Source organism: Huintestinicola sp. (genome assembly GCF_051882455.1).
GTDB lineage: Bacteria > Bacillota > Clostridia > Oscillospirales > Ruminococcaceae > Huintestinicola.
Window position 1 is genome coordinate 1 of sequence record NZ_JBJERV010000048.1, and the last position, 26,544, is coordinate 26,544.

Annotated in this window: 26 protein-coding genes and 1 tRNA gene; 5 read left to right on the forward strand and 22 right to left on the reverse strand. The window is 44.6% G+C overall.

From position 1 onward, the window contains the following. Positions 1-586 precede the first annotated feature (586 nt). From ACI4J0_RS06265 to ACI4J0_RS06300, 8 genes are all read right to left on the reverse strand, one after another. On the reverse strand, positions 587-841 hold the full coding sequence (locus ACI4J0_RS06265) for a hypothetical protein (protein WP_439764958.1): 255 nt from the start codon (positions 839-841) through the stop codon (positions 587-589). A gap of 51 nt (positions 842-892) precedes the next feature. Continuing rightward, on the reverse strand, positions 893-1,135 hold the full coding sequence (locus ACI4J0_RS06270; RefSeq protein ID WP_439764959.1) for a hypothetical protein: 243 nt from the start codon (positions 1,133-1,135) through the stop codon (positions 893-895). After that, entirely contained in the window at positions 1,135-2,115 is a 981-nt protein-coding gene (locus ACI4J0_RS06275; RefSeq protein WP_439764960.1) for a replication initiation factor domain-containing protein, read from the reverse strand. The genes ACI4J0_RS06270 and ACI4J0_RS06275 overlap by 1 nt, the downstream gene beginning before the upstream one ends. Positions 2,116-2,840: 725 nt before the next feature. Then, complete coding sequence (locus ACI4J0_RS06280; RefSeq protein ID WP_439764961.1) at positions 2,841-4,127, reverse strand: hypothetical protein; 1,287 nt, start codon at positions 4,125-4,127, stop codon at positions 2,841-2,843. Further along, on the reverse strand, positions 4,127-4,957 hold the full coding sequence (locus ACI4J0_RS06285; protein WP_439764962.1) for a zonular occludens toxin domain-containing protein: 831 nt from the start codon (positions 4,955-4,957) through the stop codon (positions 4,127-4,129). The genes ACI4J0_RS06280 and ACI4J0_RS06285 overlap by 1 nt, the downstream gene beginning before the upstream one ends. Positions 4,958-5,052: 95 nt before the next feature. Then, the gene (locus ACI4J0_RS06290; protein WP_439764963.1) at positions 5,053-5,352 is read right to left on the reverse strand and encodes a hypothetical protein; all 300 of its coding nucleotides are present in this window, start codon (positions 5,350-5,352) and stop codon (positions 5,053-5,055) included. Positions 5,353-5,510: 158 nt separating this feature from the next. Then, positions 5,511-5,729: a hypothetical protein gene (locus ACI4J0_RS06295; protein WP_439764964.1), complete on the reverse strand. Its 219-nt coding sequence runs from the start codon at positions 5,727-5,729 to the stop codon at positions 5,511-5,513. A 2-nt stretch (positions 5,730-5,731) separates the two neighbouring features. Continuing rightward, a complete protein-coding gene (locus ACI4J0_RS06300; protein ID WP_439764965.1) occupies positions 5,732-6,052 on the reverse strand; it encodes a hypothetical protein in 321 nt (106 codons plus the stop codon). Positions 6,053-6,345: 293 nt separating this feature from the next. Between ACI4J0_RS06300 and ACI4J0_RS06305 the strand changes: the two genes are divergently transcribed. The 4 genes from ACI4J0_RS06305 (at position 6,346) to ACI4J0_RS06320 (ending at position 8,974) form a co-directional block, all read left to right on the forward strand. Further along, positions 6,346-6,573: a helix-turn-helix transcriptional regulator gene (locus ACI4J0_RS06305; protein WP_439764966.1), complete on the forward strand. Its 228-nt coding sequence runs from the start codon at positions 6,346-6,348 to the stop codon at positions 6,571-6,573. Then, positions 6,570-7,091 carry a DUF2726 domain-containing protein gene (locus tag ACI4J0_RS06310; protein WP_439764967.1) on the forward strand — a complete coding sequence of 174 codons (522 nt, stop codon included), beginning with the start codon at positions 6,570-6,572 and terminating at the stop codon, positions 7,089-7,091. The genes ACI4J0_RS06305 and ACI4J0_RS06310 overlap by 4 nt, the downstream gene beginning before the upstream one ends. 445 nt (positions 7,092-7,536) lie before the next feature. Beyond that, entirely contained in the window at positions 7,537-8,745 is a 1,209-nt protein-coding gene (locus ACI4J0_RS06315) for an RtcB family protein (protein ID WP_439764968.1), read from the forward strand. Between the two features lie 52 nt (positions 8,746-8,797). Then, positions 8,798-8,974, forward strand: a complete 177-nt coding sequence (locus tag ACI4J0_RS06320; protein WP_439764969.1) for a hypothetical protein — start codon at positions 8,798-8,800, stop codon at positions 8,972-8,974. A gap of 8 nt (positions 8,975-8,982) precedes the next feature. On the opposite strand, the gene ACI4J0_RS06325 is transcribed toward ACI4J0_RS06320, so the two are convergent. Both ACI4J0_RS06325 and ACI4J0_RS06330 read right to left on the reverse strand, forming a co-directional pair. Next, positions 8,983-10,077, reverse strand: a complete 1,095-nt coding sequence (locus ACI4J0_RS06325) for an SGNH/GDSL hydrolase family protein (protein ID WP_439764970.1) — start codon at positions 10,075-10,077, stop codon at positions 8,983-8,985. A 76-nt stretch (positions 10,078-10,153) separates the two neighbouring features. Continuing rightward, positions 10,154-10,229 (reverse strand) — tRNA-Thr (locus tag ACI4J0_RS06330). Between the two features lie 293 nt (positions 10,230-10,522). On the opposite strand from ACI4J0_RS06330, the gene ACI4J0_RS06335 reads away from it, so the two are divergent. Beyond that, positions 10,523-12,952, forward strand: coding sequence for an ABC transporter substrate-binding protein (locus tag ACI4J0_RS06335; protein ID WP_439764971.1), 2,430 nt, complete (start codon positions 10,523-10,525; stop codon positions 12,950-12,952). A 232-nt stretch (positions 12,953-13,184) separates the two neighbouring features. Here ACI4J0_RS06335 and ACI4J0_RS06340 read toward each other — a convergent pair whose 3' ends face one another. The 12 genes from ACI4J0_RS06340 to ispG form a co-directional block, all read right to left on the reverse strand. Then, positions 13,185-13,589, reverse strand: coding sequence for a phosphoribosyl-AMP cyclohydrolase (locus ACI4J0_RS06340; protein WP_439764972.1), 405 nt, complete (start codon positions 13,587-13,589; stop codon positions 13,185-13,187). A 15-nt stretch (positions 13,590-13,604) separates the two neighbouring features. After that, positions 13,605-14,036, reverse strand: a complete 432-nt coding sequence (locus tag ACI4J0_RS06345; RefSeq protein WP_439764973.1) for a GNAT family N-acetyltransferase — start codon at positions 14,034-14,036, stop codon at positions 13,605-13,607. Further along, complete coding sequence (hisF, locus tag ACI4J0_RS06350) at positions 14,033-14,794, reverse strand: imidazole glycerol phosphate synthase subunit HisF (protein WP_439764974.1); 762 nt, start codon at positions 14,792-14,794, stop codon at positions 14,033-14,035. Before hisF ends, ACI4J0_RS06345 begins: the two co-directional genes overlap by 4 nt. Before the next feature lie 13 nt (positions 14,795-14,807). Next, the gene (hisH, locus tag ACI4J0_RS06355; RefSeq protein WP_439764975.1) at positions 14,808-15,410 is read right to left on the reverse strand and encodes an imidazole glycerol phosphate synthase subunit HisH; all 603 of its coding nucleotides are present in this window, start codon (positions 15,408-15,410) and stop codon (positions 14,808-14,810) included. Further along, on the reverse strand, positions 15,410-15,988 hold the full coding sequence (gene hisB / locus ACI4J0_RS06360) for an imidazoleglycerol-phosphate dehydratase HisB (protein ID WP_439764976.1): 579 nt from the start codon (positions 15,986-15,988) through the stop codon (positions 15,410-15,412). Before hisB ends, hisH begins: the two co-directional genes overlap by 1 nt. Positions 15,989-16,007: 19 nt before the next feature. Then, on the reverse strand, positions 16,008-17,066 hold the full coding sequence (locus ACI4J0_RS06365; RefSeq protein WP_439764977.1) for a pyridoxal phosphate-dependent aminotransferase: 1,059 nt from the start codon (positions 17,064-17,066) through the stop codon (positions 16,008-16,010). A gap of 33 nt (positions 17,067-17,099) precedes the next feature. Next, positions 17,100-18,389, reverse strand: a complete 1,290-nt coding sequence (gene hisD / locus ACI4J0_RS06370; RefSeq protein ID WP_439764978.1) for a histidinol dehydrogenase — start codon at positions 18,387-18,389, stop codon at positions 17,100-17,102. A 20-nt stretch (positions 18,390-18,409) separates the two neighbouring features. Continuing rightward, positions 18,410-19,048 (reverse strand): ATP phosphoribosyltransferase, encoded by a 639-nt coding sequence (gene hisG, locus ACI4J0_RS06375; protein ID WP_439764979.1) that lies wholly within the window; start codon positions 19,046-19,048, stop codon positions 18,410-18,412. Positions 19,049-19,062: 14 nt separating this feature from the next. Then, positions 19,063-20,256, reverse strand: coding sequence for an ATP phosphoribosyltransferase regulatory subunit (hisZ, locus tag ACI4J0_RS06380; protein ID WP_439764980.1), 1,194 nt, complete (start codon positions 20,254-20,256; stop codon positions 19,063-19,065). A 96-nt stretch (positions 20,257-20,352) separates the two neighbouring features. Beyond that, complete coding sequence (locus ACI4J0_RS06385) at positions 20,353-21,147, reverse strand: sugar phosphate isomerase/epimerase family protein (protein WP_439764981.1); 795 nt, start codon at positions 21,145-21,147, stop codon at positions 20,353-20,355. An 11-nt stretch (positions 21,148-21,158) separates the two neighbouring features. Next, positions 21,159-25,481 (reverse strand): PolC-type DNA polymerase III, encoded by a 4,323-nt coding sequence (locus tag ACI4J0_RS06390; protein ID WP_439764982.1) that lies wholly within the window; start codon positions 25,479-25,481, stop codon positions 21,159-21,161. Then, on the reverse strand, positions 25,475-26,533 hold the full coding sequence (gene ispG / locus ACI4J0_RS06395; RefSeq protein WP_439764983.1) for a flavodoxin-dependent (E)-4-hydroxy-3-methylbut-2-enyl-diphosphate synthase: 1,059 nt from the start codon (positions 26,531-26,533) through the stop codon (positions 25,475-25,477). Before ispG ends, ACI4J0_RS06390 begins: the two co-directional genes overlap by 7 nt. Positions 26,534-26,544: the final 11 nt, after the last annotated feature.

A 26,544-nucleotide genomic window follows, 5' to 3' on the forward strand; every position in this document is an offset into this window, starting at 1 on the left:
CAAGATGCAATTGATGAAATATAAAAATCACAGCGTTCAGGAGGGCAAGAAGAAAGAATTTTGGAATAATTTTCAATTTCTTCTTGGAGTTTTTCCTTGCGATATGACAATGCAAGGTAAACCTCAGAGCGTTCAGGAGTTGTTAATTTTTCATACATTGTAATTACTTCCTTTCTGTTTCGGGATCTCTGTCCCTTGAACTATATATATTATACTATACTTGTACCAATATATCAAGATGTAAAATAGACAATCTTGTACCAATATATTTGTGCAAATTATACACTTGTACCAATAGGCGGGATATGATATAATATAGTATGAGGTGATTAAATTGCTAACAGAAGCACAAAAAAGAGCAAATCAGAAATACAATGCTAAAGCATATGACCAAATAAAAACAGTAGTGCCAAAAGGGCAACGAGAAATAATTAAAGCATATGCAGAAGCCAACGGCGAGAGCCTTAACGGATATATCAACCGACTAATTGCCGAGGATATGGGCGATAAGCTAACCAAGCCGAACAAGGAATAAATCACTGGTGAAGGAGCAGGGGCAACATTCCCCTGCTTTTTGTATTTAATATCATCTATCATCAATAATGAATCTGAAAATACGTGTAGAATCCCATTCAATTTCAGAAAAAGTATAACCTACAAATGAACAGTCATATAATGAAAAAACATCATCAATTAAATGTTTACGAAGCTCTCCAAATTCACCACCAACAGAAAAGTTATAATAGAAATCCTTGCTGAAATCATAAGCACTAGCATAAGCAAGTTGTATCTCCTGAGTATCTTCAAGTTGATTATGAACAAAAAAATCTGATAAAGTCATTTTAAACACTCCTATTGTATTACATTTATTCTCTGCAGCGGCGCAGATCAGCTAATCAGAAGTCGGATTTTGTAATTCATTTCCCGACATAATTTTAAATATTTCGTTTGTATGCTTGCAATATTCATTGAAGCAGTTAAGCCGTTCTATGGCAAGAGCAAGCTCTAAGCAGTCTACAGCGTCAACCTTGCGGTATCTAAGATTAGTCTGAAGCTGTTTTATGTCATCTTCAAGCCGCTGGCGGTAGTTTACACAATAACAAAACCATAATTCACGCTGACTTCGGCTTGGCATTACTCAGCTCCCCTTTCCCGGAGAAATTCAAGTATACCATCCGAGGAAGTTCCAAGCTGATTTTTAAGATCCTTGTATTTGGGGTTAAGATCCCGACCGTTTACAGCTGTACGTAGCTCTCGGAAGAACTTACCAACGCCGAGGATATCAATCATTGTCTTGACAGCTCCGGCGCATTGTCCGAAAACATAGCGATCAAGGTGCATTATATTATATTCCACTCCTGGACGGGCAAAAATGCTAACGCTGTCATAGCTGTCAAGGAACTTATCCCACCATTCGGCAGTCTTCCAGCGGCGCTTATTGGTATCTTTGTCAGACGGAACAACAAAACGGAGATAATTATTAAGAACACCAAAGTAATTTTCACAGATATCTCCGCCGAGCTTTGCAAAGCCTATAGCATTGGAACCTCGGAGCTGTATCTCACAGCGCACCCAATGATCGAGATCATCACGGTTACGCTCTGCTTTTTTATCGTATATTCTAATAAATATGTCTGATCTCATAGAACCGATACCGACAGAGCAGCCCTCAGAGCTGTTAGTTACAGTCCATTTTTCCATTCTTGAGACATAATTCTGTTTCAATGTCTCAATTGAAATAACATCTATATCAAGCAGACCGATGAAATCATCATAAGCCACATCAAGGCGAGTTAAATTCATCTGCCGCTTGTCTCCGTCATCGTGATAATTCTCTATGATAGTAGCAAAAAGGCTATCATAATCACCATTGCCATAGGTCTCAAAGCTCCTGCAGCCCTGTCCGGACATACAGCAACACACGCCCATATCTTCACGACCGCCATAACAGATTGAAATACCGCCGAAGTGAAGACACTCGGGATAGCCGTTCATTCCCCGTTCAAGCCGGATAAATGAAACGTCTGAAAGACCCAGGAGAGATATAATATCATGAACACTATGTATCTTTGATGTGAATGTAAGCCAGTCATATATGATCTTATTATGTTCCACGAAAACACCACCCATAATTACTTGTACGTAGTACCCCCGTGTTACTGTACGGGGGTAACAGGGAGCGAACTCCCCTATTAAGTTTGTATTACATTTAACAGAACTTAGAGCTTCGATCAGCTCCGCAGCTCATTACTTTTGTGATACAAAATCACAGGCAAAATTAACATAGGTCTCGATGCGCTCAAGACCGGTAAGGATATTACGGTATTCTCGAATCTTATCTTGAAGATCCAACATCTCTTTTTCTAACCGGATCTTGCTCATCCGGAGACGTTGGTTATGCTCCATACAGAACCGAAGACAATTTTCAAACTTATCATTGAAGTTTTTACCGTCAAATGCAGCTATATAATCATATATATCCTGAGACATACGAATTGATTTTTGAATATTTTTCATTATATACCTCCATAATTAACTGCTATTGAATGTTCCGAAGCGGCGGAGCCTCCTCGCAAGCTCGGTTTCCGCCGTTCGTAACTATTCAATAGCTTTCACCCAGCGAAGACCAATTTGACAAGCATACCATACAAGGATGGCTACTAACCAATTTTCAAGGATAGAAATCCACAAATAAACAGGACAAAACCAATTTATATATGAAATAATGGTGCTGATCTGGGGAGTGGTTTCAAGATAAACAATTGGAGAGCAAGGGAAAAGCTTAAGAAAAGAGTCAAGGAGCTCTTGGAGATGAGTACCGATCCATTCAAAGATATCCATTATGCTGCCCCCTTAACGATCTTATAAGTTATAAATCCAAGACCAATAAGAAAAAGTGTTGTAGTAAACCATCGTACAGGAACAAAATATTGTTCATAATCGGAAAAATTCAATACAATCTGAGTCTTATATCCGGGAAACTGACCGAATGAAGGAATTTCGAAAGGGATGGAAAACCTGGGAGCAACAGGAGCAGCAGAAAGAAGCTTAACACCTCTAACAAAATCCCAAGGAATACAGAACGGAAAGATCGTAGTCCATTTTTTTGAAGAGTAGGTATATTTGGATAAAACTCCTTCAGCAGATTCAACCTTTTCAAGAGCTTCATCTTCAGCTTCCTCAAGCTCTTCATCAACGGTAGTATCACCTTCCTGTTCAAACTCTAATTGGCTATCAATCTCATTGATTTTTTCAAGTATCTGAGCAAGGAGAGCTAAAAGAGCTGCATCATTATATGAAGAGATATTATATACAGGGCTGTAAGTATTATTGTTGATGGTATATGTACCATTGGAATTAGGATAAACTTTCGTACCGTCAGGAAGTGTGATAGAACCATCGGGAGCTATGGGGTATTCGCCAACAGAAGAATCAGAAGCATCACCAACAGAACCGATAGATCCATCGGGTGCTGCAGCAAGATATCCATTATAATTTTCACCGAACAGATTGGATATATCGACAACTTCCATAATGGTGCCGTCAGCTTTGTATGTGGTAAGTATTCCCTCATCGGTTAATGTGAAATAGCTAAGAGCACGCTCGGCATCGGACTTCTCAATATAAGACCAACCTCTGCGGATATGATAGGGTAAGCCATCAAAAATGACATTACCGTCTTTATCAAATATTCTGAAATAAAAATCATATCTGCCATCTAAGGCTGTTCCTACTATCTGATGAGCATAAATTTCAATTATTCGACCATTATCAAGACAAAATTGTCTGACACCTGGAGCAGAGCCTTCAAGAACATTAGACTGATTAGTTTCTAAAAAGTTCTTCCAACCCTCTATTCCAACAGATTCTTGAATTACTTGATTTGATACATTGCCATTCTGAATATTATATAGCATTTCGGTAGTAAGCTTAGTACCTTGGAAAAAAAGGTCCTGTTCAAGCTGCCACCCAGGATTACCATAAAAATATTCATCAATCTTACGCTGAACAGAAGGATCCTGGTTACTGTAAATAGTAGCAAAATCCTGACCGATATTATCAGCTGTTACGGAACCGCCAAGAGAAATTAAAATGCTGCATAAAAAAGAAAAAATAGCAGAAACCATTATATGATCACTCCTTTTGTATTACAATCGTGCTCTGCAGCAAGATCTGATGAGCCAGCAGCTGAAAAATTTTGTAATTCATTTTTGCGCTGCTCAAGCAGTCCGCATAAACGTGACATTAAAATCTTTTTCTTCTCCCACTCTGCCTTATACGGTGCAAGAGTACTATCAAACATACTGTAACTATTATACATCTGACCGTAAAGCGGCTTGTAGGTATAGAAACCGCTGTCAAGAGGCTTGCTCCGGATACCTCGCCAATATGTGGAATAGCTGAATAATCCTCCGGCAAAAAGGGACATAATAAAGCCGAGGAAGCCCTGATGTTTTCGGTTATAATGCCTTACATCATATTCGCAGTACTCAATTACCTTGCGGCTTATGAGCTTTGCGGACTGAGGTATCAGAACACAGTCAAAGCCAAGGTGACGGTGCTTTCGGAAAAAATCCTCCCACTTGTTCCACTCGTCTTTTTTATCGGAAATAACCGTTGGTGAGAAGATAGAGACACATTCATCAAAGTAAACGATTGTCTGATGTTCTTTCCCGAACTCGTGAAACCTTGCAGCAAATTCATATAAGTATTCGGGTGTAATGTCTTTGATATCTATGTAAAAAAAGTTATCTTCTCGTTTGTCGTGCTTGCGCTTCTTAGGAAGCTTACCGAATTTGTTGAAGATAAACTCCTGGAAAGGATTGAGGAAGCAAAGCTTTGTATCAATATAGCAGGTGCTTATGACCTTTTTGCCCATTCTGAGATTAAATCGGATATCGTGGGCACAATGAAGGCTTTTACCGCTTCCGGGCGTTCCGCTGTATAACTGTATCATTTTATCACCCCTGTTTTTATAAAAACTAAGGGCAGGGAAATAACTGTGCAGTTCCCTACCCTATAGCGTTTCGATCCTAAAGCCGAAACGGTAAATTATTTGCCGATAGCCTTAAAGAAAGCCATTACCTTGCCGACAGCCCACTTCATAGCGAAAATGGTAAGACCTGCACCGACAACTCCGGCACAAGCGACTCCTACCTTAGTAGCAAGATCCGAAAGAGATGATGTCATACTGTCAGTGACAGCGCTGATATCAACTGTACTTCCTGTTTCGGCAGAAGCATTGACAGCCATAAGCTCAAGAGCAGAAACTGCCGCAATAGTCTTGGGGATCAACTTGTGCTTTGATTCAAAAGCAATAGCCTTTGACTTGATTTCAGTAAATGCGTTCATCTGAAAATCCTCCTTGTTTTATTTTGTTGTTACTTTGAATATATCCAATATTGCCAATAAAAGCAATATAGTGATACCAAATTCGATACCGGTAACAATACCGAACCCCGTGCAATAGGATAATGCACGAATAAGAGTAATGACGTTTTCCTGCATTATTATTTCCTCTTGAATATAATTACAAGACCAATTCCGATAAGAAAGCCGAGGAGCAGCACAACCCAGAGATCGGAGACAATTCCGAAAGAATAATACTGATGAAGTTCATCAAGAAGCTCTGTGTTTGCTTTGATATCCTCATGCAGCACTATCTTCATATCATAGATAGCAGAAACGACCGGATCAGGCTCATAATAAATGATAGTTTCCTCGTCCATAGTCAGACAGCCTTTGACTTTTGGGGAATGTCTTCAACGAAAACAACATAATTGCAGTTCTTGAAGTTGTCATAAAAGACCTTGATCTCAGTGCCTAAGTATTTTTCATAAGCCTTTAATCCAAGGAAATGACCACCGAAAGCAGAGTCAAGAAAAGCACCCTTGACCTTGATCTCCTGGACTGAGCTACCAAATGAGCCGACAACATCTTTTCCTGTGATTTCGTCGCTAACATACATAACTACATTGTGGTAATCAATAGGCTCTTTGGTCTTCTTGTCCGTAAATGTACCGCAACTCTCCTTCATACCGACTAAAATCATTATTTTTTCCTCCTTTTTTGTTATTTGGTGCCAGCCAAAATTTCACGGGCTGCTTAATTGACAGCAGGAACCTAGGAAGCTGCTAATCAGGCAGCACAGGCAGGCACCCCGGAGGGCTGCTGCCTGGCTACCAGCCTAGCAGCTTCCTACCTACTGTCAATTAAGTTCCCGTGAATTTTTGTCTTAATGTTTTAAAAACACGTTTTCGTGCTACAATATTATAATAGCACGTTTTCGTGCCGATGTCAACACGTTTTCGTGATTTTCTTTATAATTATTATGAGGTGTTATAAATGGATATTCAGGTAAACCGAATAAGGGATTTGCGAGAAGACGCCGATTTAACACAAGAAGAAGTTGCCAAACGTTTGGGGTATCATACAACAACATATAAAAGATGGGAAGAAAATGTGCATAGTATTAAATTAAGGGACGCAATAAACATAGCAGACTTCTACAACGTCAGCCTTGATTATTTGGCAGGAAGAACAAATTGTAAGAATATCAACAGGTGTAGATGATGTATTGGATTATTGGAATTATTATAATAATTGGGATTATTGCAGATTGTGCGATACGATTAAAAAAGAAAGACACAGATCAATGCAAATACCAGGAACAGAATAAAGATAAGGCGTTAGATCTATCACCATACAAGCGGACATATTTGCTTACTAAAAGAGAATACGCATTTTTCAAAGCACTAAAGCCTATAACGGACAAGCTAAACTTGCATATTTTAGCGAAGGTAAGACTTGAGGACATAGTAACAGTTGACAGTAATCTTACATATAAGGAAAAAAACATTGCAAGAAATAGAGTAAAATCAAGACATTTGGACTTCGTTCTCGTAGATCCTGATACCTTTTACGTAAAAATTGCGATAGAGCTTGACGATAATTCACACGATAATAAGGAAGCTCAGCAGAAAGACGAGTTTAAAAATAGGCTTCTTGAGAAGATAGGATTACCACTTATTCGTACAAGAGACACTTCGGACATAGAAAACAGAATAAAGGAAGCCTTACAGATAAAATAAATTGCATTACAACTCCCCTGCTCTAAGCTTGCGATCAGCTCAGCAGCTGAGGGAGTTTGTAATGCATTTTTTAATAGTTGGGCAATCAAAGTTATGCGAAATTAGCTCAATATTATTTTCTAATCCGGATAAAATGATATATAGACTTACTTGGAAAAACACAAAAAAATAAAAAACTCTTGACAAATCAAAAAATATGTGATAAACTTTTGCATAAGCTTTAAAGCTGTACGAATATTCGAAGATCTGATGAAAGGAGGCGGACAATATGAAAAAATATATATTTATAAGTATTGCAAAATCACATTTACATAATTTTAAACGGCTGTGCAGTGATATTTGTCCGCCCGCTTTTTAAGTGTACGGAAATATATTTTTATATGCGCTCCCGTATATACGGAGGCGCATTTTTTTATGCAGCCACGACATATGAAAGGAAAACAATATGATAGAATTACAAGGAAAATATAACTCTGCAAAGGTATTCACGGACATTATCGACAGTGCTTCAACAGCTCAGATAATCGAACTTTGCAGCCAGGAATTTACTATCGGAGAAAAAATCAGAATGATGCCTGATGTTCATGCAGGAATGGGCTGCGTCATCGGCACGACAATGACCGTAACCGACAGGATCGTTCCCAATCTGGTGGGGGTTGACATTGGCTGCGGTATGGAAACAGTACGTATCAAAGAAAAGCACATTGAGCTTTGTCAGCTGGATAAGCTGATTTATTCAAAGATCCCCTCGGGCTTTTCCATCAGAAGCACGCCGCATAAGCTTAATGAAGAGATCAATCTCTGCTCTTTGAAGTGTGCTGATAAGATAGACCTGCGCAGAGCGGAACGCTCTCTCGGCACCCTCGGCGGCGGAAATCATTTCATCGAAGCCGACAGAGGCGAAAACGGCATATACATCGTTATCCACAGCGGCTCCAGACATTTAGGCGTTGAGGTAGCGAAATACTATCAGGAAGAAGGCTACAAGCAGCTTAATCATGCAGGAGACGAAGCTGTAAAGGCACTTATTGAAGATCTCAAGGCACAGGGCAGACAGACGGAAATAAGAGGTGAGCTAAAAAAGCTTGAAAACACTAAGCGCACCAAGATACCCAAACATCTTGCATACGTAAGCGGACAGCTTTTTAAGGACTATATTCATGATATGAAGATAGTCCAGCAATACGCCGCTTTGAACAGAAAAGCAATGATGAACGAAATAGTCAGGGGTATGAAGCTTACTGTCGACGAGCAGTTCACCACCATTCACAATTACATTGATACGGATAAAATGATACTCCGCAAAGGCTCCGTTTCTGCACAGAACGGAGAAAAGCTTATCATTCCCATCAATATGAGAGACGGCAGCCTTATCTGTATCGGAAAGGGCAATCCCGACTGGAATTATTCTGCTCCTCACGGCGCAGGCAGACTTATGAGCCGGGGCGAGGCAAAGCAGAGCTTTACGGTCAGCGAATTTAAAAAACAGATGTTGGGAATTTACACCACATCGGTAGGAAAAGGCACACTCGATGAATGTCCTATGGCGTACAAGGGTATGAACGATATCCTTGACAATATCGGCGGCACCGCAGATATTTTTGAGATCATAAAGCCTATTTATAACTTTAAGGCAGGCGCCGAAGAAGAATAAAAAAGTCTCGGCTGTATTTTACTGCCGAGACTAAACTGAAAAGAGGGATAATATGGAAAAATTTGTATCTTTAGAAAAAATGAGCAAGAAGAAACGCATGGAATATTTTAAAAAGCAGCGCAAGGACTGGGGTGGCTTATCCCCCGTTACCCGCTGTCCCGACAAAAAGGGTGTCTATATCAGAGCGAAGGAAAAGTCAAAGGCATACGCCGATTTTTATTCCGAATAAAATGCTTATCAAAGTCCGAGACTTTCAAAAACACCAATCACCTCTGCGGAAAGTATCTCAGCCATCTTGCTATGAGATATTTCCGAGGGGTGCCAGTCGGCGCCTATGCCGTCGGACTCCAGCTGAACAGGAAGAGGAATGAACTTTATTCTGTCATCGTGCTCTTTTTTAAAGCGTTCTGTGCAGGATATCTCCTCTTCAAGAAGATCTGTACCCATAATTCCGTATGTACAGATTATAAATGCGTCCGGATTTTTCTCGCGAAGCATTTCAAGAAAGGCATAATATTTTTCACAGAAGGTATCGCATCTTTCCTTGATATGCTTTGTCCAGGACTGATCGTTGGTACCCATATTGAAAACTATGACCTGTGGAACGTAGGAACCGAAATCCCATTTCCGGTGATTTTCGTGACCCTCTCTGCCAAGAGCCTTCTCGAGGGGGCTGTCGGTATAGGGATAGATATCGTGAATAAGCCAGTCATCAAGAGGTTTTTCGGCATTTTCATCCACCCAGCTTGAGTAAACTCCCATACCGCTCCAGGATACATACTGAAATTCTGCGCTGCATTTCAGAGCTGTTTTATATGCATAGCCCTTGATGGGATTTTCTGTTTCGGTGGAAAAAACATCCTTGTTCCAGATACCGTCAATGCCATAGCCGCAGGTAATGGAGTCCCCTACAAACTCGATCCTGCGTTCAGACTGAGGCTTTGGCGCAGGAAGAAGCGTTCCGTCTATGCGTATCTCGGATACTCCCATTTTGGCAAATGCAGCTTCGGAAAGCTTAATCAGGCGAAGCTTGACCCTCCCGGGCTTGTCCGACCTGTACAGTTCATAAAATGCCTTTTTTTCGTCAAGCTTAAAAACCTTTGAAGGAACGGTCTCACCATTGACGCACACACCGACCCAGGCTCTGTAGATCTCCTCGGAGGGTGTAAGGTCGCTTATAAGCTCGGCGCAGGCAAGGCTGCCCATAAATTCAAACTCGATAAATGAGTTGGTGTAGCTCAGATAGCGGATATCGTTTTCATAAATGCTTCTTCCGCAGACTCTGACATTGCTGCTGTCTGCCTTGAAGGAGATAAGCTTTTCACTGTTCATGGATGGGGCGTCCTTTCTTATGAATATATACCAAAAGGTCTGCAAGTAGCTTGTTTGCCGCTTACAGACCTTGCTTTGGAGCTGATAACCGGATTTGAACCGGTGACCTCATCCTTACCAAGGATGTGCTCTACCAACTGAGCTATATCAGCATTTTTGTTTATGCTCTCTCGTCAGAGTGCTTTTATATTATAACTCGATTATACACAAAAGTCAATACTTTTTGACAAAAAAATCGTGTTAATTTTTTATGAACTCGCAAAATCGGCTTTGTTTCATAAATAATTGAAAAATTTCGGTTACAAAGCGTGCAAAAGGTTGCTAAATTATAACAAATTATTACAGTTTCGTTTTTTCTATGGAAATTTCCGAAATAGTATGCTATAATGTATCTGCATCAGGAAAGTATGCACATCAACATCATTGAAAGGATGGAGTTTATACAATGAAGAAAATCAAGCTCGGCAGAACGGCAGCAAAGAAAACTGCCTGTGTTCTCACCGCAGGTATGATGCTTTTTTCGGCAGGAGCAATGACTGGCTGCGGCGGAAATAAAAGCGATTCAAATAACACTGCAATAGTAGATCAGCAGGAGGCTGCAAAAACTCTTGCTTACAAGGTTACGGATATCCCCATTTCCGGTCTTGAGAATTTCTACGGCAGAATTACTGCAAAGAACGGAAATTTCTATCTCGTGTCCAGCGAATATGAGATGAAGGATGACAATTATTTCGGAAAATATTTCATCAAGATCTACGATGAAACAGGTGCTGAGACTATTTCTATCCCTGTTTTCGAACAGACAGACCCAAATGTTTACGGCGGAATAAACGGCGGCCTTTTTGTAAATGATGACGGCTCTGTTACCTGTCTTGTATATGAGAGCAGCTATGACGAGGTCACCTTCGAGTCCAAGGAAAGCTACAAGCTCTGCACCTATGACAGTACAGGCGCAAAGAAAAACGAGATCGATATGGGTCAGCTCTTTACTCAGGAGGATTACGATAATCAAAGATATTTCCAGGACTATATCATCGACAAGCAGGGCAATCTTATCATCAATATGAATAAGATCATCAGAGTTTGCGACAGCACGGGAAAGAAGCTTTTTGATACTCCTGAATTAGAATCGGAAAATGCATGGTTCTCCAGCTGCTTCCTCACTAATGCAGGCATTCCTGCGATCATGGTTTATGACTACAGCAACGATCAGAGTTCCCGAACTATCAAGGAGATAGATGTTAACGCTCAGGGCTTCGGCAAGGAATACACCCCCGGCAGCTTTAACGGCGGAGATCTTTATTCCGGCAGCGGCGATTATATCTGCTACATGAGCTCAGACACAGGTATTGCAGGACTGAGAGCGGATACATTGGCTGTGGAGCCTGTGCTTAATCTCCTCAATCTTGGTGTGGATAACTCCAACATTTCAAGCTTCTCCATCTGTGAGGACGGCTCGTTCCTTACCGTAAACAGCGATTACTCGGGTTACACCTCTACCACTACTGTCAGCAAGATATTCCCCGTTGACAGCTCTGAGGTTGCCGAAAAGGAAATAATCTCTCTCGGCTGCTTCTACATTGACTGGAATATCCGCTCGGAAATTGCAAAGTTTAACAAGCAGAGCGACAAGTACACCATTTATGCCACAAGCTTCAGCGAGACGAATGACACCTCCGACTGGGAAACCGCTCTTACAAAGTTCAATAATGAGCTTCTTGCAGGAAATGTTCCCGATATCATTCTTTTGAATAATTCCATGCCTGTCAGCAGCTATGCGGCAAAGGGACTTTTCACCGACCTTTACGAGTTCCTTGATAAGGATCCCGACCTTAAAAAGGAGGACTTTATGCCCAACGTCCTCACCGCTCTTGAGACAAACGGCAAGCTGTACGAGATCACTCCCAATTTCTCAATACAGACATTTGCTGCAAAGACTTCTCTGGTAGGCAGCGACCGCTCCATTACCCTTGACAAGGCAAAGGAAGTTGTGGCAGGTATGGGCGACAATGTGCAGATGTTCAACTACGAAATGACATCATCTGACTTTATGTCCTATGCTCTTACATATTCCGATTTTGTAGATTATGAAAACGGCACCTGCAATTTTGACACTCCCGAGTTCAAGGCTTTCCTTGAATGCGCAAAGACCTTCCCCAAGGAAATAGACTACGACAAGCTTTATAATGATAATCCCAATTATTGGCAGGAGAATGAAAAGGCTTGCCGTGAGAACAGAGCGCTTTTCAGCAATGTTTATTTCTCCGATTTCAGCTCCTACAAGCAGACAAGAGACGGCTATTTCGGCGAGGATGTTACCTTCACAGGCTTCCCCGTTACCGGTGGCAGCAGCTCAGGTGCCATTATGAATGCTTCCTCTGAAATTGCAATATCCTCCAAGTCCAAGCACAAAGAGGGTGCCTGGGAGTTTATCAAATATGTTATCACTAACAACATCAAGGAAGAACCCGTTACGATCTGGGACGAGTCAAAGGGTGAACAGATCGATACCGGCAAAACAAGGTATGTATCTTCAAGCTATTCCTTCCCCGTTCTCAAGGATCAGCTGCAGAAGCTGGGCACTCAGGCAACCGTTCCCAACACATACATCAATTCGGACGGTCAGGAGGTCGAGCAGGAAAATACCTATTACATCGGCGATCAGGAGGTCAAGATCTCTGCTCTGACACAGGCGGAGGTAGATATGCTTATCGAATACTTCGAGACTGTTACAAAAATGTCAAGATATGACCAGAGCATTGTGGATATCGTTAACGAGGAGACTGCTCTCTTCTTTGACGGAACAAAATCTGTTGACGAGACTGCTTCTATCATTCAGTCGAGAGCAAGCATTTATATGAGCGAGCAGTATTAAGTTAAGGCTCAATATAACAATTAAACAGGCTTCGCATTTTCATTCGCTGCGGAGCCTGTTTTTTATACATAAAAATCTCCCCCCCACCAATGGTTGGGAGAGATTTACAAATTGACATGACAAAGTTTGTACAAAGTGATGAAAAATCAGTAATTCGGAAATTTTGTTCCATAAAGCATTGACAAACAAGCACAGATGTGCTATAATATGATTGCAGCTCAAAAAGGATAATTCAATTGTTCAGGTCAATAAGCTTCATTGTTTCCATATCAAGCTCACGATAGTAGCAGTTATTGGGCACTCCGTTATGGCTTGTGTGGCAGATGCCGCCCTTGTCGGGGGTTGCCATGAAAACGAGGGAGTTCTGCTCGCAGTTTACAAGTATGCGGTGGAGGGTAAAGGTGTTCCCCGACTCCTGTCCCTTGAACCAGAGCTTGTTTCTCGAAGTGCTCCAGAGCACTACCTTTCTGAGCTTTATGGACTCCTCAAGCGCCTGTTTGTTTATGTAGGCGATGAGAATGACCTCCTTGGTGTTCATATTCTGCACCGCTACGGGTATTACGTGGTTCTCGGCGGATATGCCGTTAATTTTTTCCCAGTCGAGCATAAGCTCGCTTGTTTCTTCGATAAATCCCATATTTTTCTCCGTTTTTCATAATTCTTTCAAAAATCGTATCTGCTGTTTTTCATTATCATAGCCTGTGGCTCTGTAAAAGCTGTGGGCGCCTGTTCTCATGCCTCCCGAATTAAGACGAACTCCGACTGCGCCGATATCCTTTGCCCAGCTTTCAGCGGCACTCATAAGCAGTCTGCCTGCTCCCTTTCTTTGGCTGTCCGCTCTCACAGCAAGTCCCAATACGTTTGCGAGTGTTTCACAGTAAAGGGTATCGTATTTTTCAATGTGGATATATCCCATAACGCCGTTCTCGTTCTCGGCAACAAATACCGCTTCACGGCTTAGATCAAGCCCTTCAAGCTTTATCCCGACAAATTCTGCTGTGCAGTCATAGCCCAGAGCTTTGCTGCTTATTTCAGCAATAGCAGCTGCGTCATTTGAGGTCGCTTCACGAATAATTATACTCATACCATTCTGACAGGAATATCATGCTTTTTAAGCTCCGACTTTACCTGTCCCACTGTAAGCTCCTTGTAATGGAACAGCGACGCTGCAAGAGCCGCAGCTGCGCCTGTTTTTTCAAATACATCGGTAAAATGCTGAAGTGTGCCGCAGCCGCCGCTGGCGATAACAGGTATTTTTACGGCGCTGCATACGGCGTTTAACATATCAAGGTCAAAGCCGCCCTTTACTCCGTCGGTGTCCATTGAGGTGAGAAGTATCTCCCCTGCTCCCAGCTCCTCCGCTTTTTTTGCCCATTCTACCGCGTCAATGCCCATATCTATCCTGCCGCCGTTTATCACAACGGTATAATGTCCGTCGGGGCATTTCTTTGCGTCGATGGCTACCACAACGCACTGACAGCCGAATATGTCCGCTGCTTCTCTGATAAGCCGGGGATTTTTTACGGCTGCGGAATTTACCGAGACCTTATCGGCTCCTGCTCTGAGGGTATCGCGGAAATCATCTATAGTGCGTATTCCGCCGCCTACGGTGAGGGGGACGAAAACCTTTTTGGCTGTGCGGCGAACTACGTCAAGCATTGTTCCCCGTCCTTCGTGGGAGGCGGTGATATCCAGAAATACTATTTCATCGGCTCCCTGTGCGTCATATTCGGCGGCGCACTCTACGGGGTCCCCCACTTCTTTTATCCCCACAAAGTTTATTCCCTTTACGACCTTGCCTTCACGGACATCAAGACAAGGGATAATTCTTTTTGCAAGCATTTCGTTTCCCTCCTTACCCTATAAGCTCTGCGAAATTACGGAGAATTTTAAGTCCTGTTTTTCCGCTTTTTTCGGGGTGGAACTGAGCGCCATAGACTGTTCCCCTGTTTACAAGTGCAGTGACCTTATTGCCATACTCGCAGTATGCGGCTACATCGTTATCGGAACATTCGGCGGCATAGGAATGTACGAAATAAACATATTCATCATCGCCGAGACCGCTTAAAAGCGGACATTCCCTGTTTATGATAAGCTTGTTCCAGCCGATGTGGGGAATGGAGAGGTTTTCGGGAGTCATAAGCTTAACTTCTCCGTCAATAAGTCCCAGCCCGCTTGTTTCCTCAAATTCGTATCCCTTTGAAAAAATAAGCTGCATTCCGAGACATATTCCGAGAAAAGGCTTCTTGACTGCCTCCTCCTTGATAACGTCCACAAGCCCCGACTGCGAGAGCATATTCATCGCCCAGGGAAATGCGCCTACTCCCGGAAGGATCATGCCGTCGGCGTTTCTGATATCCTCCGGTTTAGAGGTAAGCTCGGCGGACAGTCCGAGGTAATCCATTGCGTTTTTGACGGAAAAAATATTTCCTGCGCCGTAATCTACGATAGCTATCATTATAACACCCCTTTTGTGGAAAGTATCTCTCCCCCGTTTATTTTTACAGCGTCATTTAATGCGTGGGCAAGAGCCTTGAACATCGCTTCATTCTTGTGGTGGTCATTGGAGCCGTAGGGGCATTTAATATGGAGAGTTATCCCTGCATTAAAGGCAAAGGCTCTCATAAATTCCTCGGTAAGGCAGTTGTCATAGTCCCCTGTTCTGGGGTCTGAGAAGCTGCATTCATATACAAGAAAGGGTCTGTTGCTGATATCAAGGCAGCAAAATCCCAAACTTTCGTCCATGGGGATAAAGCTTGTGCCGTAGCGTGCTATGCCCTTCATATCCCCCAGCGCCGCCTTGAATGCCTGTCCCAGAACGATGCCCGTATCTTCAACAGAGTGATGTCCGTCAACAAAAAGGTCGCCGTCGGTCCTCAGCTCAAGGTCAAAGCCGCCATGTACGCAGAGTGCGGTGAGCATATGGTCGAAAAAGCCTATTCCCGTTCTGATCTCGTGTCTGCCCTGCCCGTCAAGGTTAAGTGTTACGCTGATCTTGGTCTCCTTGGTGTTTCGTGATATTTCGGCTTTGCGCATTTGCTTGCTCCTTTCTAATTTACAGCAGGGAGAGAACTTCCCTGAACTCCTTCAGGAAGATATGATTTTCACGCTCTGTTCCTGCGGTCACCCGAAGATACGAGCCCATATATCTGACGGAAACTCCTCTTTGAATGAGCTTTTCATATATTTCCTTTGCCTTGGGCGTTTTTATGAAGATGAAATTCGTGACGGAATCGTACACCTTTTCTATGGTGAAAAATCGTTCCGAAAGATCGATGACTGCGCTTTGGAGCATTTTTCGGCTGTGTACTATTTCGGCTGTGTATTCCATTATCATCGGCTTATGGCGAAGCACTGCCGCTGCTGCTGCCTGAGTTATGGCATTTACGTTGTAGGGTGATTTTGCCGCTTTTAGTGCAGTAGAAATGGTATCGCCCGCTACCGCAAAGCCCAGTCTAAGAGCAGCAAGCCCCATATTCTTTGAGCAGGTCTTGAGCACAATGAGATTGTCAAGCTCCCCTGCCATATCAAGCACGCTCTCGCCCCAGAAGTCCATATACGCTTCATCTATGATAACAAGGCAGAAAACGTTCTTTACAAGCCTGATAATGTCCTGTCTGCGTACTCCAAGAGAGGTGGGATTACAGGGATTTGAGAAGATGATGGCTTTGACGTCGTTATTGTTGCAGAACTCTGCAACCTTGCCCACATCGACTTTCAGGTCGTCCTCTTTCGGCATATTTTTTATTTTCAGCTCGTTTATAAAGCCGTAGAAGGCGTACATTGAGAAATCGGGTGAGAGTGTTACAACGGTATCACCTTTATCAAGAAATGAGCTGAGGATAAGGGAGATAAGCTCGTCTGAGCCGTTTCCTGCGGTGCAGTGCCGGGGGTCAAGTCCGTAAAATGCCGCAAAGGCTTCTGTGACCGCACCGGCTGTAGGGTCGGGATAACGGTTGAACTCCACGTTTTTTACCGCTTCGCTTATCACATCGCCAAGCTTTTCGGATATATCAAAGCAGGACTCGTTTGCATCCAGCCTAATTGGATAATCGCCTGTTTCAGGCTCGTAGGGTTCTATGCTTTTCAGCTTTTTGTTAAGCTCGTAGGACATTATAATTCCGCCTTTCAGAATTGTTTAGTTTTTTTATTTTTCAAATCTGATCTTTACGGCGTGAGCGTGGGCGGTAAGTCCTTCCTTTTCAGCAATGCAGACAATATCGTTCTTTGCGTCAAGGAGAGCCTGCTCGGTGTAGTAAATGAACTGTGAACGCTTTACAAAGCTGTTTACGGAAAGGGGTGAGAAAAATCTTGCTGTTCCGCTTGTGGGAAGGACGTGGTTGGGTCCTGCAAAATAGTCTCCCAAAGGCTCGGGACTGTACTGACCCATAAATACTGAGCCTACGTTACTCAGCTGTCCCAGGTAGCTCATAGGGTCGTTTACCTGTATCTCAAGGTGCTCGGGAGCAAGGGAATTTGCAAGCTCGATGGCTCTGTCCATAGACTTGGTCACGATTATTGCTCCGTAATTGTCGATAGAGGAACGGATTATTTCGTTTCTGGAAAGCTCTGCCATCTGCTTTTCAAGCTCGGCGGAGGTCTCGTCAGCTATCCTTTCGCTTGTGGTGATGAGAATAGCGGAAGCAAGCTTGTCATGCTCAGCCTGGCTCATAAGATCGGCGGCAAGATATGCGGGATCGGCGGTATCATCGGCTACGATAAGTATCTCGCTGGGTCCTGCGATCATATCAATATCCACCTTGCCGTAAAGAAGCTTCTTGGCTGTGGCTACAAAAATATTTCCGGGACCTACTATCTTATCTACCTTGGGTATCTCCTCTGTTCCGTATGCAAGCGCTGCGATCGCCTGGGCTCCTCCGCACATAAATACTCTGTCAACGCCCACAATGGCTGCGGCGGTGAGGATATCGGGGTTGGGCTTGCCGTCCTTGCCGGGAGGTGTGACCATAATTATCTCTTTTACTCCTGCTATTTTTGCGGGAACGGCGTTCATAAGCACTGAGGAGGGATATGCAGCTGTGCCGCCGGGAACGTAAAGTCCTACCCTGTCAAGTCCTCTTACACGCTGACCTAAGATACAGCCGTTTTCCTTGGCGTCAATAAAGCTCTGCTCCTTCTGCCTGTTGTGAAACTCGGTGATGTTCTCCATTGCATTAAGAAGGGCGTTTACAAAGGCTTCGTCTGCATTGCTCATTGCCTCGTGGATAACGTCAAGAGGCACTTCATAATATTCGGGGAGCTTTCCGTCAAATTTTTCGGTATATTCCTTTACAGCCTTGTCGCCGTTTTCCTTAACATTCTCGATTATTTCCGAAACGATCTCGGATACCTTTTTGTCGGTCTCGCCGTTGCGCTTCTCTACTTCCTTTAAAAACTGCACCTCTGCTGTGCCGTCGGCAATTATTTTTCTTATCATTGCTGGGGACTTCCTTTCTATCAGATATTGGCTTCAATAGCGGATATAAGCTGCTCTATCTCCTCCTTGCGGAGCTTGAGACTTACCATATTCGCAATAAGTCTTGCGGATATGGGGCATATATACTCGTAGACCTCAAGACCGTTTTCCTTGAGGGTGGTTCCAGTTTCAACGATATCAACTATGGCATGGGAAAGACCGAGAAGAGGAGCAAGCTCAACGCTTCCCTCTATCTTCACGATATCCACGTCCATATTCTTTTTCTCGAAAAATGTGCGGGCAACATTGGGATATTTGGTGGCAATAGTTCTGACATGAGTTCCCTCATAGAAATCCTCGCCCTTTTTTCCTGCAAGGGCAAAGCGGCATTTGCCGAAACCCAGGTCGGAAAGCTCGAAAAACTTTCCCTGCATTTCAATAATTGTGTCCTTGCCCACAACGCCTAAATCGCATACGCCGTTTTCAACATAGGTTATTACATCCGCTGCCTTTGCAAGCACTACTTCAATGCTGTCACCCACGGGAAGGATAAGCTTTCTGCCTTTTTCGTGGACTGCGGTGCAGTCGTAGCCGATTTTTTCAAGGAGAGCTACTGTGTCCTTTTCAAGTCTGCCCTTTGTAAGTGCTATTCTCAGAGGTCTTGCTGCATTGTTATTCATATGTATTTCTCCCATCAAAGATTTTCGGAAGTTATTTTTTCCGAAACTATATCAATTCGCCTGATGCCCTTTTTGGCGGCGTAGCTTCTTACCTCGTCTATGTTATCAAATACCGCTGTTTCGGCGGTGAGGCCTTCGGAAATAAGCTTTCTGCTATGGGCAACGGCAGCGGCTTCATATCCGTCTGTGCCGAATACAAGAACATCTGCGGGGACGGGCTTGAAGTTTACCCGTTTCAGCTCCGCTCTTGCAACAGCGTCAACATTTACCGCGAAGCCTGTTGCGGGAACATCATAGCCAAATTCGGACAGGAGCTTGTCATATCTTCCTCCCGAAAGAACGGCATCGCCGCAGCCTTCGATATATCCCTTGATGACCGTTCCCGTGTAGTAATCCATACGGTTTACAAGTCCCAGATCGATGGTTATCATACCGTTATAGCCAAGTGATACGGCTTTTTCATATGTGCTTCTGAGGTCGGCAAGGACTGCATCTGTTTCGGGGTCGCTGTAAATGGCTGCCGCTTCCGCAAATACCTCCTCACCGCCGAAAAGACGGGGAAGCTGCTTTAATGCACGTGTTACCTCGTTATCGCCGATGCTCTCAAGAAGGTCGTTTAAAGCAGGATAATTCTTGACCTCGATAAGTCCTCTGATGTTCTCGGCTGTATCGCTGTCGCAGCCAAGCTTACTCAGAAGCGCCTTAAAGAAGCCGATATGACCTATCTCAAGACGGAAGCCCTCTGTTTCAAAGGAGGACAGCACCTCAAGAGCGTTTGAAAGCACTTCAAGCTCGGCACGTCCCGAAGCGGAGCCGATAAGCTCAATTCCCGTCTGGCGAATCTCATCGCTTCTGCCTCTCATGCTGGGCTTGTTGCGGTAAACGCTCTGGCTGTAGCAGAGTCTGAGAGGAAGAGTCTGCTCTCTGAGACGGGTGGCGGTCATTCGTGCAATGGGCATTGTGGAGTCGGGGCGGACTACCATAAGACGAGCCTTGTTGTCCACAAGCTTGTACATTGTTTCCTGGGGAAAATATCTTGATTTCATATTGAATACATCGTAGAACTCAAGCCCCGGGGTAATGACCTCGGAATAGCCCTTAGCCCTGAATACCTTCTGAAGCCTTTCTTCCACCGCTCTTACTGCGGCACATTCCTCGAAAAGAAGGTCTCTTGTTCCCTCCGGTGTAATTAAATCATATCGTTTCATACAGTCTTGATCTCCCTGTTAATTTATCATAGTAAAGTGATATCATAGTAACATAATACCATAATACCGCAGTATTGTCAAGAGGTAAAGGATAATTTAGGCAATATAGCCTTTGATTTTCAAAAAATCCCGGTTAAGCTTGTCTATATCAACTAACCCCTCGGGACTGACGGAAGTTGCTTCAACGGTAAAGTCACCGTTATAGCCCATTTTTTGCACAAATCCGAAAAAGCTGTCAAAATCAACATTTCCGCTGCCTATATGGAGAGTCTTTAATGCACTCCAGTCCTTTATCCCGCCGCCATAGTCATTTATATGAAGATGTCTGATATGCTTGCGCCAGAACTCTTCATTATATATCCTTTCAAGCTCTCCGTGAAACTGCGCCATTTTTGTGTCAAAGGTAAAGCTTATGTCGGGGTATTTTGCTTCAAGCTCCAGAAGTCTCTCCATTGGCGATGAGACGTTGCAGACCACATTCTCGGCGGTGAGGAGCAGTCCGTGCTTCCCGGCAATATTTCTGAGACGGTCAAATGCCCGAAGATTTTCAGAAAAATTACTGTCGGAAACAAGACCGTTCCAGAGATGGAGAACAAGAAGCCTTGCTCCTACCCTTTCGGCTGATGTGCAGTCAAATTCAAAGCGGTCAAAGGCTTCGGCATTGCCTTCCGAAACAAGCTCCCCTATATCTTTTTCGCAATGGACTGTGGGGATAACAAGTCCCATTCGGGCAATGTCGTCAATAATGTCAAAGCACCCGTACCAGCTCTGATATATCATAAGCTCAAAGCCGTCAAAATCAAGCTTTTCCGCAAATTCGGGAAGGAGTTTGTGGTTTCTGCCGTTTCTGCGCGTTATGAGCGCACCTGTGGAACATAATATCCTGTTCAAATTCTCACTCCTCAGAAAAGACTTATCTGGTCGGATTTGGGAAGGTCGCCCATTGCCCCCAGAGATATAAGCTTGTCGATAACGGAATTTGAAACTCCGCTTTTCTCCTGAAGCTCGTCGATGGAGATGAAGTCTCCTGCCTGAACAGCGTCGTAAAGTGCTTTTGCGGCATTCTCGCCAATTCCTCCTGCCGATGAGAAGGGCAGACGTATCTTTCCGTCCTCAACGGTGTATTTGGTGGCGTGGGATTTGTAAATATTTATGGGCAGGAAATCAAAGCCTCTTGCCATCATCTCGTTTGTAAGCAGCAGCATATCATACGTGCCCGAGTCCTTGGCAGTTTTGTCGTTGCCCTTTGCCTTGATCTCGTTCATTTTAAGCTTCACTGCCTGTCGTCCCAGCATTGCGGTCTCAGCATCAAAATCCTCGCCGCGCACGGTGAATATGGTCGCATAAAATTCCAGAGGATAGTACACCTTATACCAGGCAAGCTTGTTTGCGGCAATTACGTATGCGGCAGCGTGAGCCTTGGGGAACATATACTTTATCTTGAGACAGCTGTCGATATACCATTCGGGAACTCCATGGTCTCTCATAGTCTGCTTCATTTCCTCGGTAAGCAGCTTGGGGGCTTTTCCCTTTCGGGTTATCTCCATTATCTTGAAGGAAAGGTTCGGGTCAACGCCGTGATAGATAAGATAGGTCATAATGCCGTCACGGCAGCCGATAACCTCGGAAATGGTGCAGACCCCGTTTTTGATAAGGTCCTGAGCATTTCCCAGCCATACGTCCGTACCGTGAGAAAGTCCCGATATCTGGAGAAGGTCGGAGAATTTGGTAGGCTTGGCGTCAAGAAGCATCTGCATGGCAAAGCCTGTGCCCATTTCGGGGATAGCGAGGGTTCCCGTCTGCCAGCCGATATCCTCGGCTGTTACGCCCAGCGCTTCGGGGGAAGCATACAGGCTCATTACCTTTTCGTCTGCGGGGAAAATATCCTTTGTCATAACTCCCGTCATATCCTCTAAGTGCTTGTAAAGTGTGGGCACATCGTGTCCCAGCTCGTCAAGTTTCAGAATGGTATCGTGAAGGGAATGGAAGTCAAAGTGGGTGGTTATAAAGTTGGACTTGGGGTCCTCGGCAGGGTGCTGAACGGCGGTGAAGTCGTAAACCTCGTAATCGGAAGGTACGACCACCATTCCTCCGGGGTGCTGACCCGTGGTGCGCTTTACGCCGGTGCAGCCGAGTGTAAGGCGGTTTTCCTCAGCCTTTGATACCTTTTTGCCCACCGCTTCAAGGTAATGCTTCACATAACCGTAAGCGGTCTTTTCGGCAACTGAGCCTGTAGTTCCTGCCTTGAACACGTTTTCGGGACCGAAAAGGGTCTCGGTGTATTTATGAGCGGAGGTCTGATACTCGCCCGAGAAGTTAAGGTCGATATCAGGTGCTTTGTCGCCATTGAAGCCCAGGAAGGTCTCAAAAGGGATATCGTGTCCCTCGCGGATATAATCCGTTCCGCATTTGGGGCATTTTTTCGGCGGCAGGTCATATCCCGAGCCGTAGGTACCGTCAGTAAAAAATTCACTGTTCTTGCAGTTGGGGCAAAGATAATGGGGCGGCAGAGAGTTGACCTCAGAGATACCCGACATATTCGCCACAAAGGAAGAACCTACGGAACCTCTCGAGCCCACCTGATAGCCATGCTCGTTGGAATTTGCCACAAGCTTCTGAGCGATCATATAAAGCACAGCAAAGCCGTTTTTGATAATGGAGTTAAGCTCCTTGTCAAGCCGCTTCTGAACGATGTCGGGCAGAGGATCGCCGTACATTTCCTTTGCTCTCTGCCAGGTAATTCGGGGCAGCTCCTCCTCGGCGTTATCCATACTCGGAGTAAATGTTCCGGGAGGAATGGGGCGGATATCCGGGTCTATCATATCCGCGATCTTGTTGGTATTTGTCACAACCACCTCGTAAGCCTTTTCCTTTCCAAGATAGGAAAATTCCTCAAGCATTTCGTCGGTGGTACGCAGATACAGGGGCGGCTGGTGCTCTGCGTCGGCAAACTTGTCAAACATAAGTATCTTTCGGAAAACCGAGTCCGAAGGATCCATAAAATGCACGTCGCAGGTGGCAACAACGGGAATATTCAGCGCTTCTCCCAGCTTTACGATCGTCTTGTTAAATTCCTGTAAATCCTCTACAGTTTTTATATTGTCGTAGTCCTCGTCGCGGATAAGGAACTCATTATTCATACAGGGCTGTATTTCAAGATAATCGTAAAATGAAGCGATATCGCAGAGGACGTCCCATGGTCTGCCGTCACGGACAGCTGTGAAAAGCTCTCCCGATTCGCAGGCGCTGCCCACGATAAGTCCCTCACGGTGGGCAATAAGCTCTGACATTGGTATTCTCGGGCGGCGGTGATAATATTTTATATGCCCGAATGAAACCAGCTTGTAAAGATTTTTAAGTCCTGCGTTGTTTTTGGCAAGAAGTATCTGATGATAAGCCCTGAGACTTTTGGGGTCAACATTTTTTGTTACCCTGTTTATATCGCTGATATTGACGCAGTTTTCCTCATCAATGAGCCTTGCGGCAAGCTTGATGAAGATCCTGCCCAGCATTTTTGCGTCCTCAAAGGCCCTGTGGTGGTCAAATTCGCCCAGTCCCAGGTGCTTTGCAACGATGTTCAGCTTATGCTTTTTCAGCTCGGGGAGCATACTTCTGCACATTACCACCGTATCGATAATGGAGAAATTGAACTTTATTCCCTGACGAACACATTCCGCTTTGATAAAAGCCGTATCAAAGCCTGCATTGTGAGCGATAAGAACGGGGTCCTCACCGCAGTATTCAATAAATTTCTCAAGAGCCTCTTTCTGGGAGGGCGCACCCTCTATCATCTCGCCGGTAATTCCCGTAAGCTTTGTTATCCTTTCGGGAATTGGCTTTTCGGGGTCTGCAAAGCTTGAAAACGTGTCGCAAAGCTCCAGATCGCGCAGGCGGACAGCGCCATATTCGATTATCCTTTCACCTGTGGCGGAAAAGCCCGTAGTTTCAAGGTCGAAAACGATAAGCTCGCCTTTAAGGGGAACGTCCTTATAAACCCTGACAGCTTCAACGATATCGTCAACTGAATACGCCTCACAGCCGTAAATTATCTTGAAATCTCCGCCGCTTTTTCTGATATCATCACAAGCGGCAACGGCTTCGGGAAACGCCTGAACTCCGCCGTGGTCGGTAATGGCGATCGCTTTGTGTCCCCATGAATATGCGCGCTTGATAAGCTTGTCCGCAGGGGTGATAGCGTCCATCTGGGACATATTGGTATGCATATGAAGCTCAACGCGCTTCTCCTCACAGGTGTCGCTCCTATCCTTTTTCTTCACAAGCATAATATCGTTTGCGCGTAGAACAAATTCATTGTCGAACGTGTCAAAATCCACTCTGCCGCGAATAATTGCAGTTGTTCCGTTTTTTAGTGCCGAAAGCACATTCTCGCTGTCCTTGTCAGCAAAATCCTTGATGGATATGGAGCCTGTGTAATCGGTAAGGCTGACTGTGGTTATGCGCTTTTCCTCGCCCTTTTTGTTTTTTATCTCCTTTTCGGAATAATCGAAAATATCGCCCCAGATAACAATACCGTTCTGCGGCTCGTAAATATCGCCGATATTCGTCACGCTGTCGGAAAAAATGCGCTTGCCCTTTATTATCTGCGCTCCCTCGCTCATTACGGGTATCGATTTGAAATCCACAGAAACTATCTCTTCCTTAGGAGGGGCAGAAAAAACAGGCTTCTGAGAAATGTCAGGGTCGGGAATGGGTATCGAGTTTTCATATGCCTGCTTCAGCTGCTCCTCATAGCTGTCCCGGGGAACCTGCTTTTCTATGAGCTTGACAGTTATCTTTACAGAAAATTCGTCATTTATAAGCTTTGAAAGAGCCGCCTCAAAGCCTGCACGGGATAAAAGCTCTGCCCCGCCGCGTTTCAGCTCGATATGGAGAATATTATCATCTATGTAATAAAATGCGCCGTTTAAATGACCGTTTATCACCGCCATATCCTGCTTTAAACGCAGTACCGCTTCTGCGGCATATTTAGCGTCAAGCATATCGGGAGTATAGCGGCAGTTTACCCGAAGAAGGTCAAGTCCCACTGCACGTGCGGCGGCACGTTCAAATTCATCGAGATTTTCAAAGCGCTGAAGCTGAGGGAAGGCAGCGTAAAGATACATTTTCCTGCCGTCCTTGCTTTTTGAGATACGAATCAGTTCTCCCCTGCCCACAGGATTGGGAATTTTATCGGTATATTCCGAAAACAGCTCTTTTATCAGCAATTCTTTTCTTCCTCCCGAAGTTTGTCTATCTCGCTCAGAAGCTCCCGTAAAACGTCCTCTTCCCTGACCTTCCGCAGAAGCTCGCCTTTTCTGAATATTACGGCACAGCCGTCTCCGCCGGCAATGCCGATATCTGCCTCTCTTGCTTCACCGGGACCGTTAACGGCACAGCCCATTACAGCAACGGTAATGTCAAGGGGAATGTCCTTTACCGCATTCTCCACATCTGCCGCCAGCTTCACAAGATCTATCTTTGTGCGTCCGCAGGTGGGACAGGATACAAATCTTACTCCGTGACCCTTTCCCACAGCCATAAGGATATCCTTGGCGGCAGCGATCTCCTTTACCGGGTCGTCGGTAAGGGAAACCCTTATAGTCTCTCCGATACCGTCGCAGAGGAGTGAACCTATTCCCACAGCAGATTTGATTATCCCCATTCTCTCTGTGCCTGCCTCGGTAACTCCTAAATGAAGGGGATACGCAGTCCTTTCTGCAGCAAGGCGGTAGGCATCTATCATAGTTTTGACGTCCGAAGATTTTATGGAGATCACTATGTCATCAAAATCGCATTTTTCAAGCAAAGCAGCATGGTTAACTGCACTTTCCACAAGAGCCTCAGCACAGGGTCTGCCGTATTTTGCAAGGAGCTCCTTTTCGAGAGAGCCTGAATTTACGCCTATCCTGATAGGGATATTCCTTGCCCTGCAGCAGTCCGCCACAGCCTTTACCCTGTCTATCCCGCCGATATTTCCGGGATTTATGCGTATCTTGTCAACTCCTGAAGCGGCACACTCAAGTGCTATCTTATGATTGAAATGTATATCCGCCACAAGAGGTATGGAGATCTTGTTTTTTATGGCAGGAATGAGCTTCACCGCCTCCATATCGGGAACGGAGGCTCTGATTATCTCGCACCCTGCCTTTTCAAGCATGACCGCCTGCCTGACGTTTCCTTCGATATCTCCCGCAGGCACATTCAGCATTGACTGTATATATATCTTGCTGCCGTCAAGGGTAAGACCTCCGACCTTTACGGGGTGAAGCTTTCTCATGATCTATCATT

Bases quoted from the DNA above. Each gene is read 5' to 3' on its own strand.
- ACI4J0_RS06265 (WP_439764958.1), bottom strand. From the start codon at position 841: ATGACTTTATCAGATTTTTTTGTTCATAATCAACTTGAAGATACTCAG.
- ACI4J0_RS06270 (WP_439764959.1), bottom strand. From the start codon at position 1,135: ATGCCAAGCCGAAGTCAGCGTGAATTATGGTTTTGTTATTGTGTAAAC.
- ACI4J0_RS06280 (WP_439764961.1), bottom strand. From the start codon at position 4,127: ATGGTTTCTGCTATTTTTTCTTTTTTATGCAGCATTTTAATTTCTCTT.
- ACI4J0_RS06285 (WP_439764962.1), bottom strand. From the start codon at position 4,957: ATGATACAGTTATACAGCGGAACGCCCGGAAGCGGTAAAAGCCTTCAT.
- ACI4J0_RS06290 (WP_439764963.1), bottom strand. From the start codon at position 5,352: ATGAACGCATTTACTGAAATCAAGTCAAAGGCTATTGCTTTTGAATCA.
- ACI4J0_RS06295 (WP_439764964.1), bottom strand. From the start codon at position 5,729: ATGGACGAGGAAACTATCATTTATTATGAGCCTGATCCGGTCGTTTCT.
- ACI4J0_RS06300 (WP_439764965.1), bottom strand. From the start codon at position 6,052: ATGATTTTAGTCGGTATGAAGGAGAGTTGCGGTACATTTACGGACAAG.
- ACI4J0_RS06305 (WP_439764966.1), top strand. From the start codon at position 6,346: ATGGATATTCAGGTAAACCGAATAAGGGATTTGCGAGAAGACGCCGAT.
- ACI4J0_RS06310 (WP_439764967.1), top strand. From the start codon at position 6,570: ATGATGTATTGGATTATTGGAATTATTATAATAATTGGGATTATTGCA.
- ACI4J0_RS06315 (WP_439764968.1), top strand. From the start codon at position 7,537: ATGATAGAATTACAAGGAAAATATAACTCTGCAAAGGTATTCACGGAC.
- ACI4J0_RS06320 (WP_439764969.1), top strand. From the start codon at position 8,798: ATGGAAAAATTTGTATCTTTAGAAAAAATGAGCAAGAAGAAACGCATG.
- ACI4J0_RS06325 (WP_439764970.1), bottom strand. From the start codon at position 10,077: ATGAACAGTGAAAAGCTTATCTCCTTCAAGGCAGACAGCAGCAATGTC.
- ACI4J0_RS06335 (WP_439764971.1), top strand. From the start codon at position 10,523: ATGAAGAAAATCAAGCTCGGCAGAACGGCAGCAAAGAAAACTGCCTGT.
- ACI4J0_RS06340 (WP_439764972.1), bottom strand. From the start codon at position 13,589: ATGGGATTTATCGAAGAAACAAGCGAGCTTATGCTCGACTGGGAAAAA.
- ACI4J0_RS06345 (WP_439764973.1), bottom strand. From the start codon at position 14,036: ATGAGTATAATTATTCGTGAAGCGACCTCAAATGACGCAGCTGCTATT.
- hisF (WP_439764974.1), bottom strand. From the start codon at position 14,794: ATGCTTGCAAAAAGAATTATCCCTTGTCTTGATGTCCGTGAAGGCAAG.
- hisH (WP_439764975.1), bottom strand. From the start codon at position 15,410: ATGATAGCTATCGTAGATTACGGCGCAGGAAATATTTTTTCCGTCAAA.
- hisB (WP_439764976.1), bottom strand. From the start codon at position 15,988: ATGCGCAAAGCCGAAATATCACGAAACACCAAGGAGACCAAGATCAGC.
- ACI4J0_RS06365 (WP_439764977.1), bottom strand. From the start codon at position 17,066: ATGTCCTACGAGCTTAACAAAAAGCTGAAAAGCATAGAACCCTACGAG.
- hisD (WP_439764978.1), bottom strand. From the start codon at position 18,389: ATGATAAGAAAAATAATTGCCGACGGCACAGCAGAGGTGCAGTTTTTA.
- hisG (WP_439764979.1), bottom strand. From the start codon at position 19,048: ATGAATAACAATGCAGCAAGACCTCTGAGAATAGCACTTACAAAGGGC.
- hisZ (WP_439764980.1), bottom strand. From the start codon at position 20,256: ATGAAACGATATGATTTAATTACACCGGAGGGAACAAGAGACCTTCTT.
- ispG (WP_439764983.1), bottom strand. From the start codon at position 26,533: ATGAGAAAGCTTCACCCCGTAAAGGTCGGAGGTCTTACCCTTGACGGC.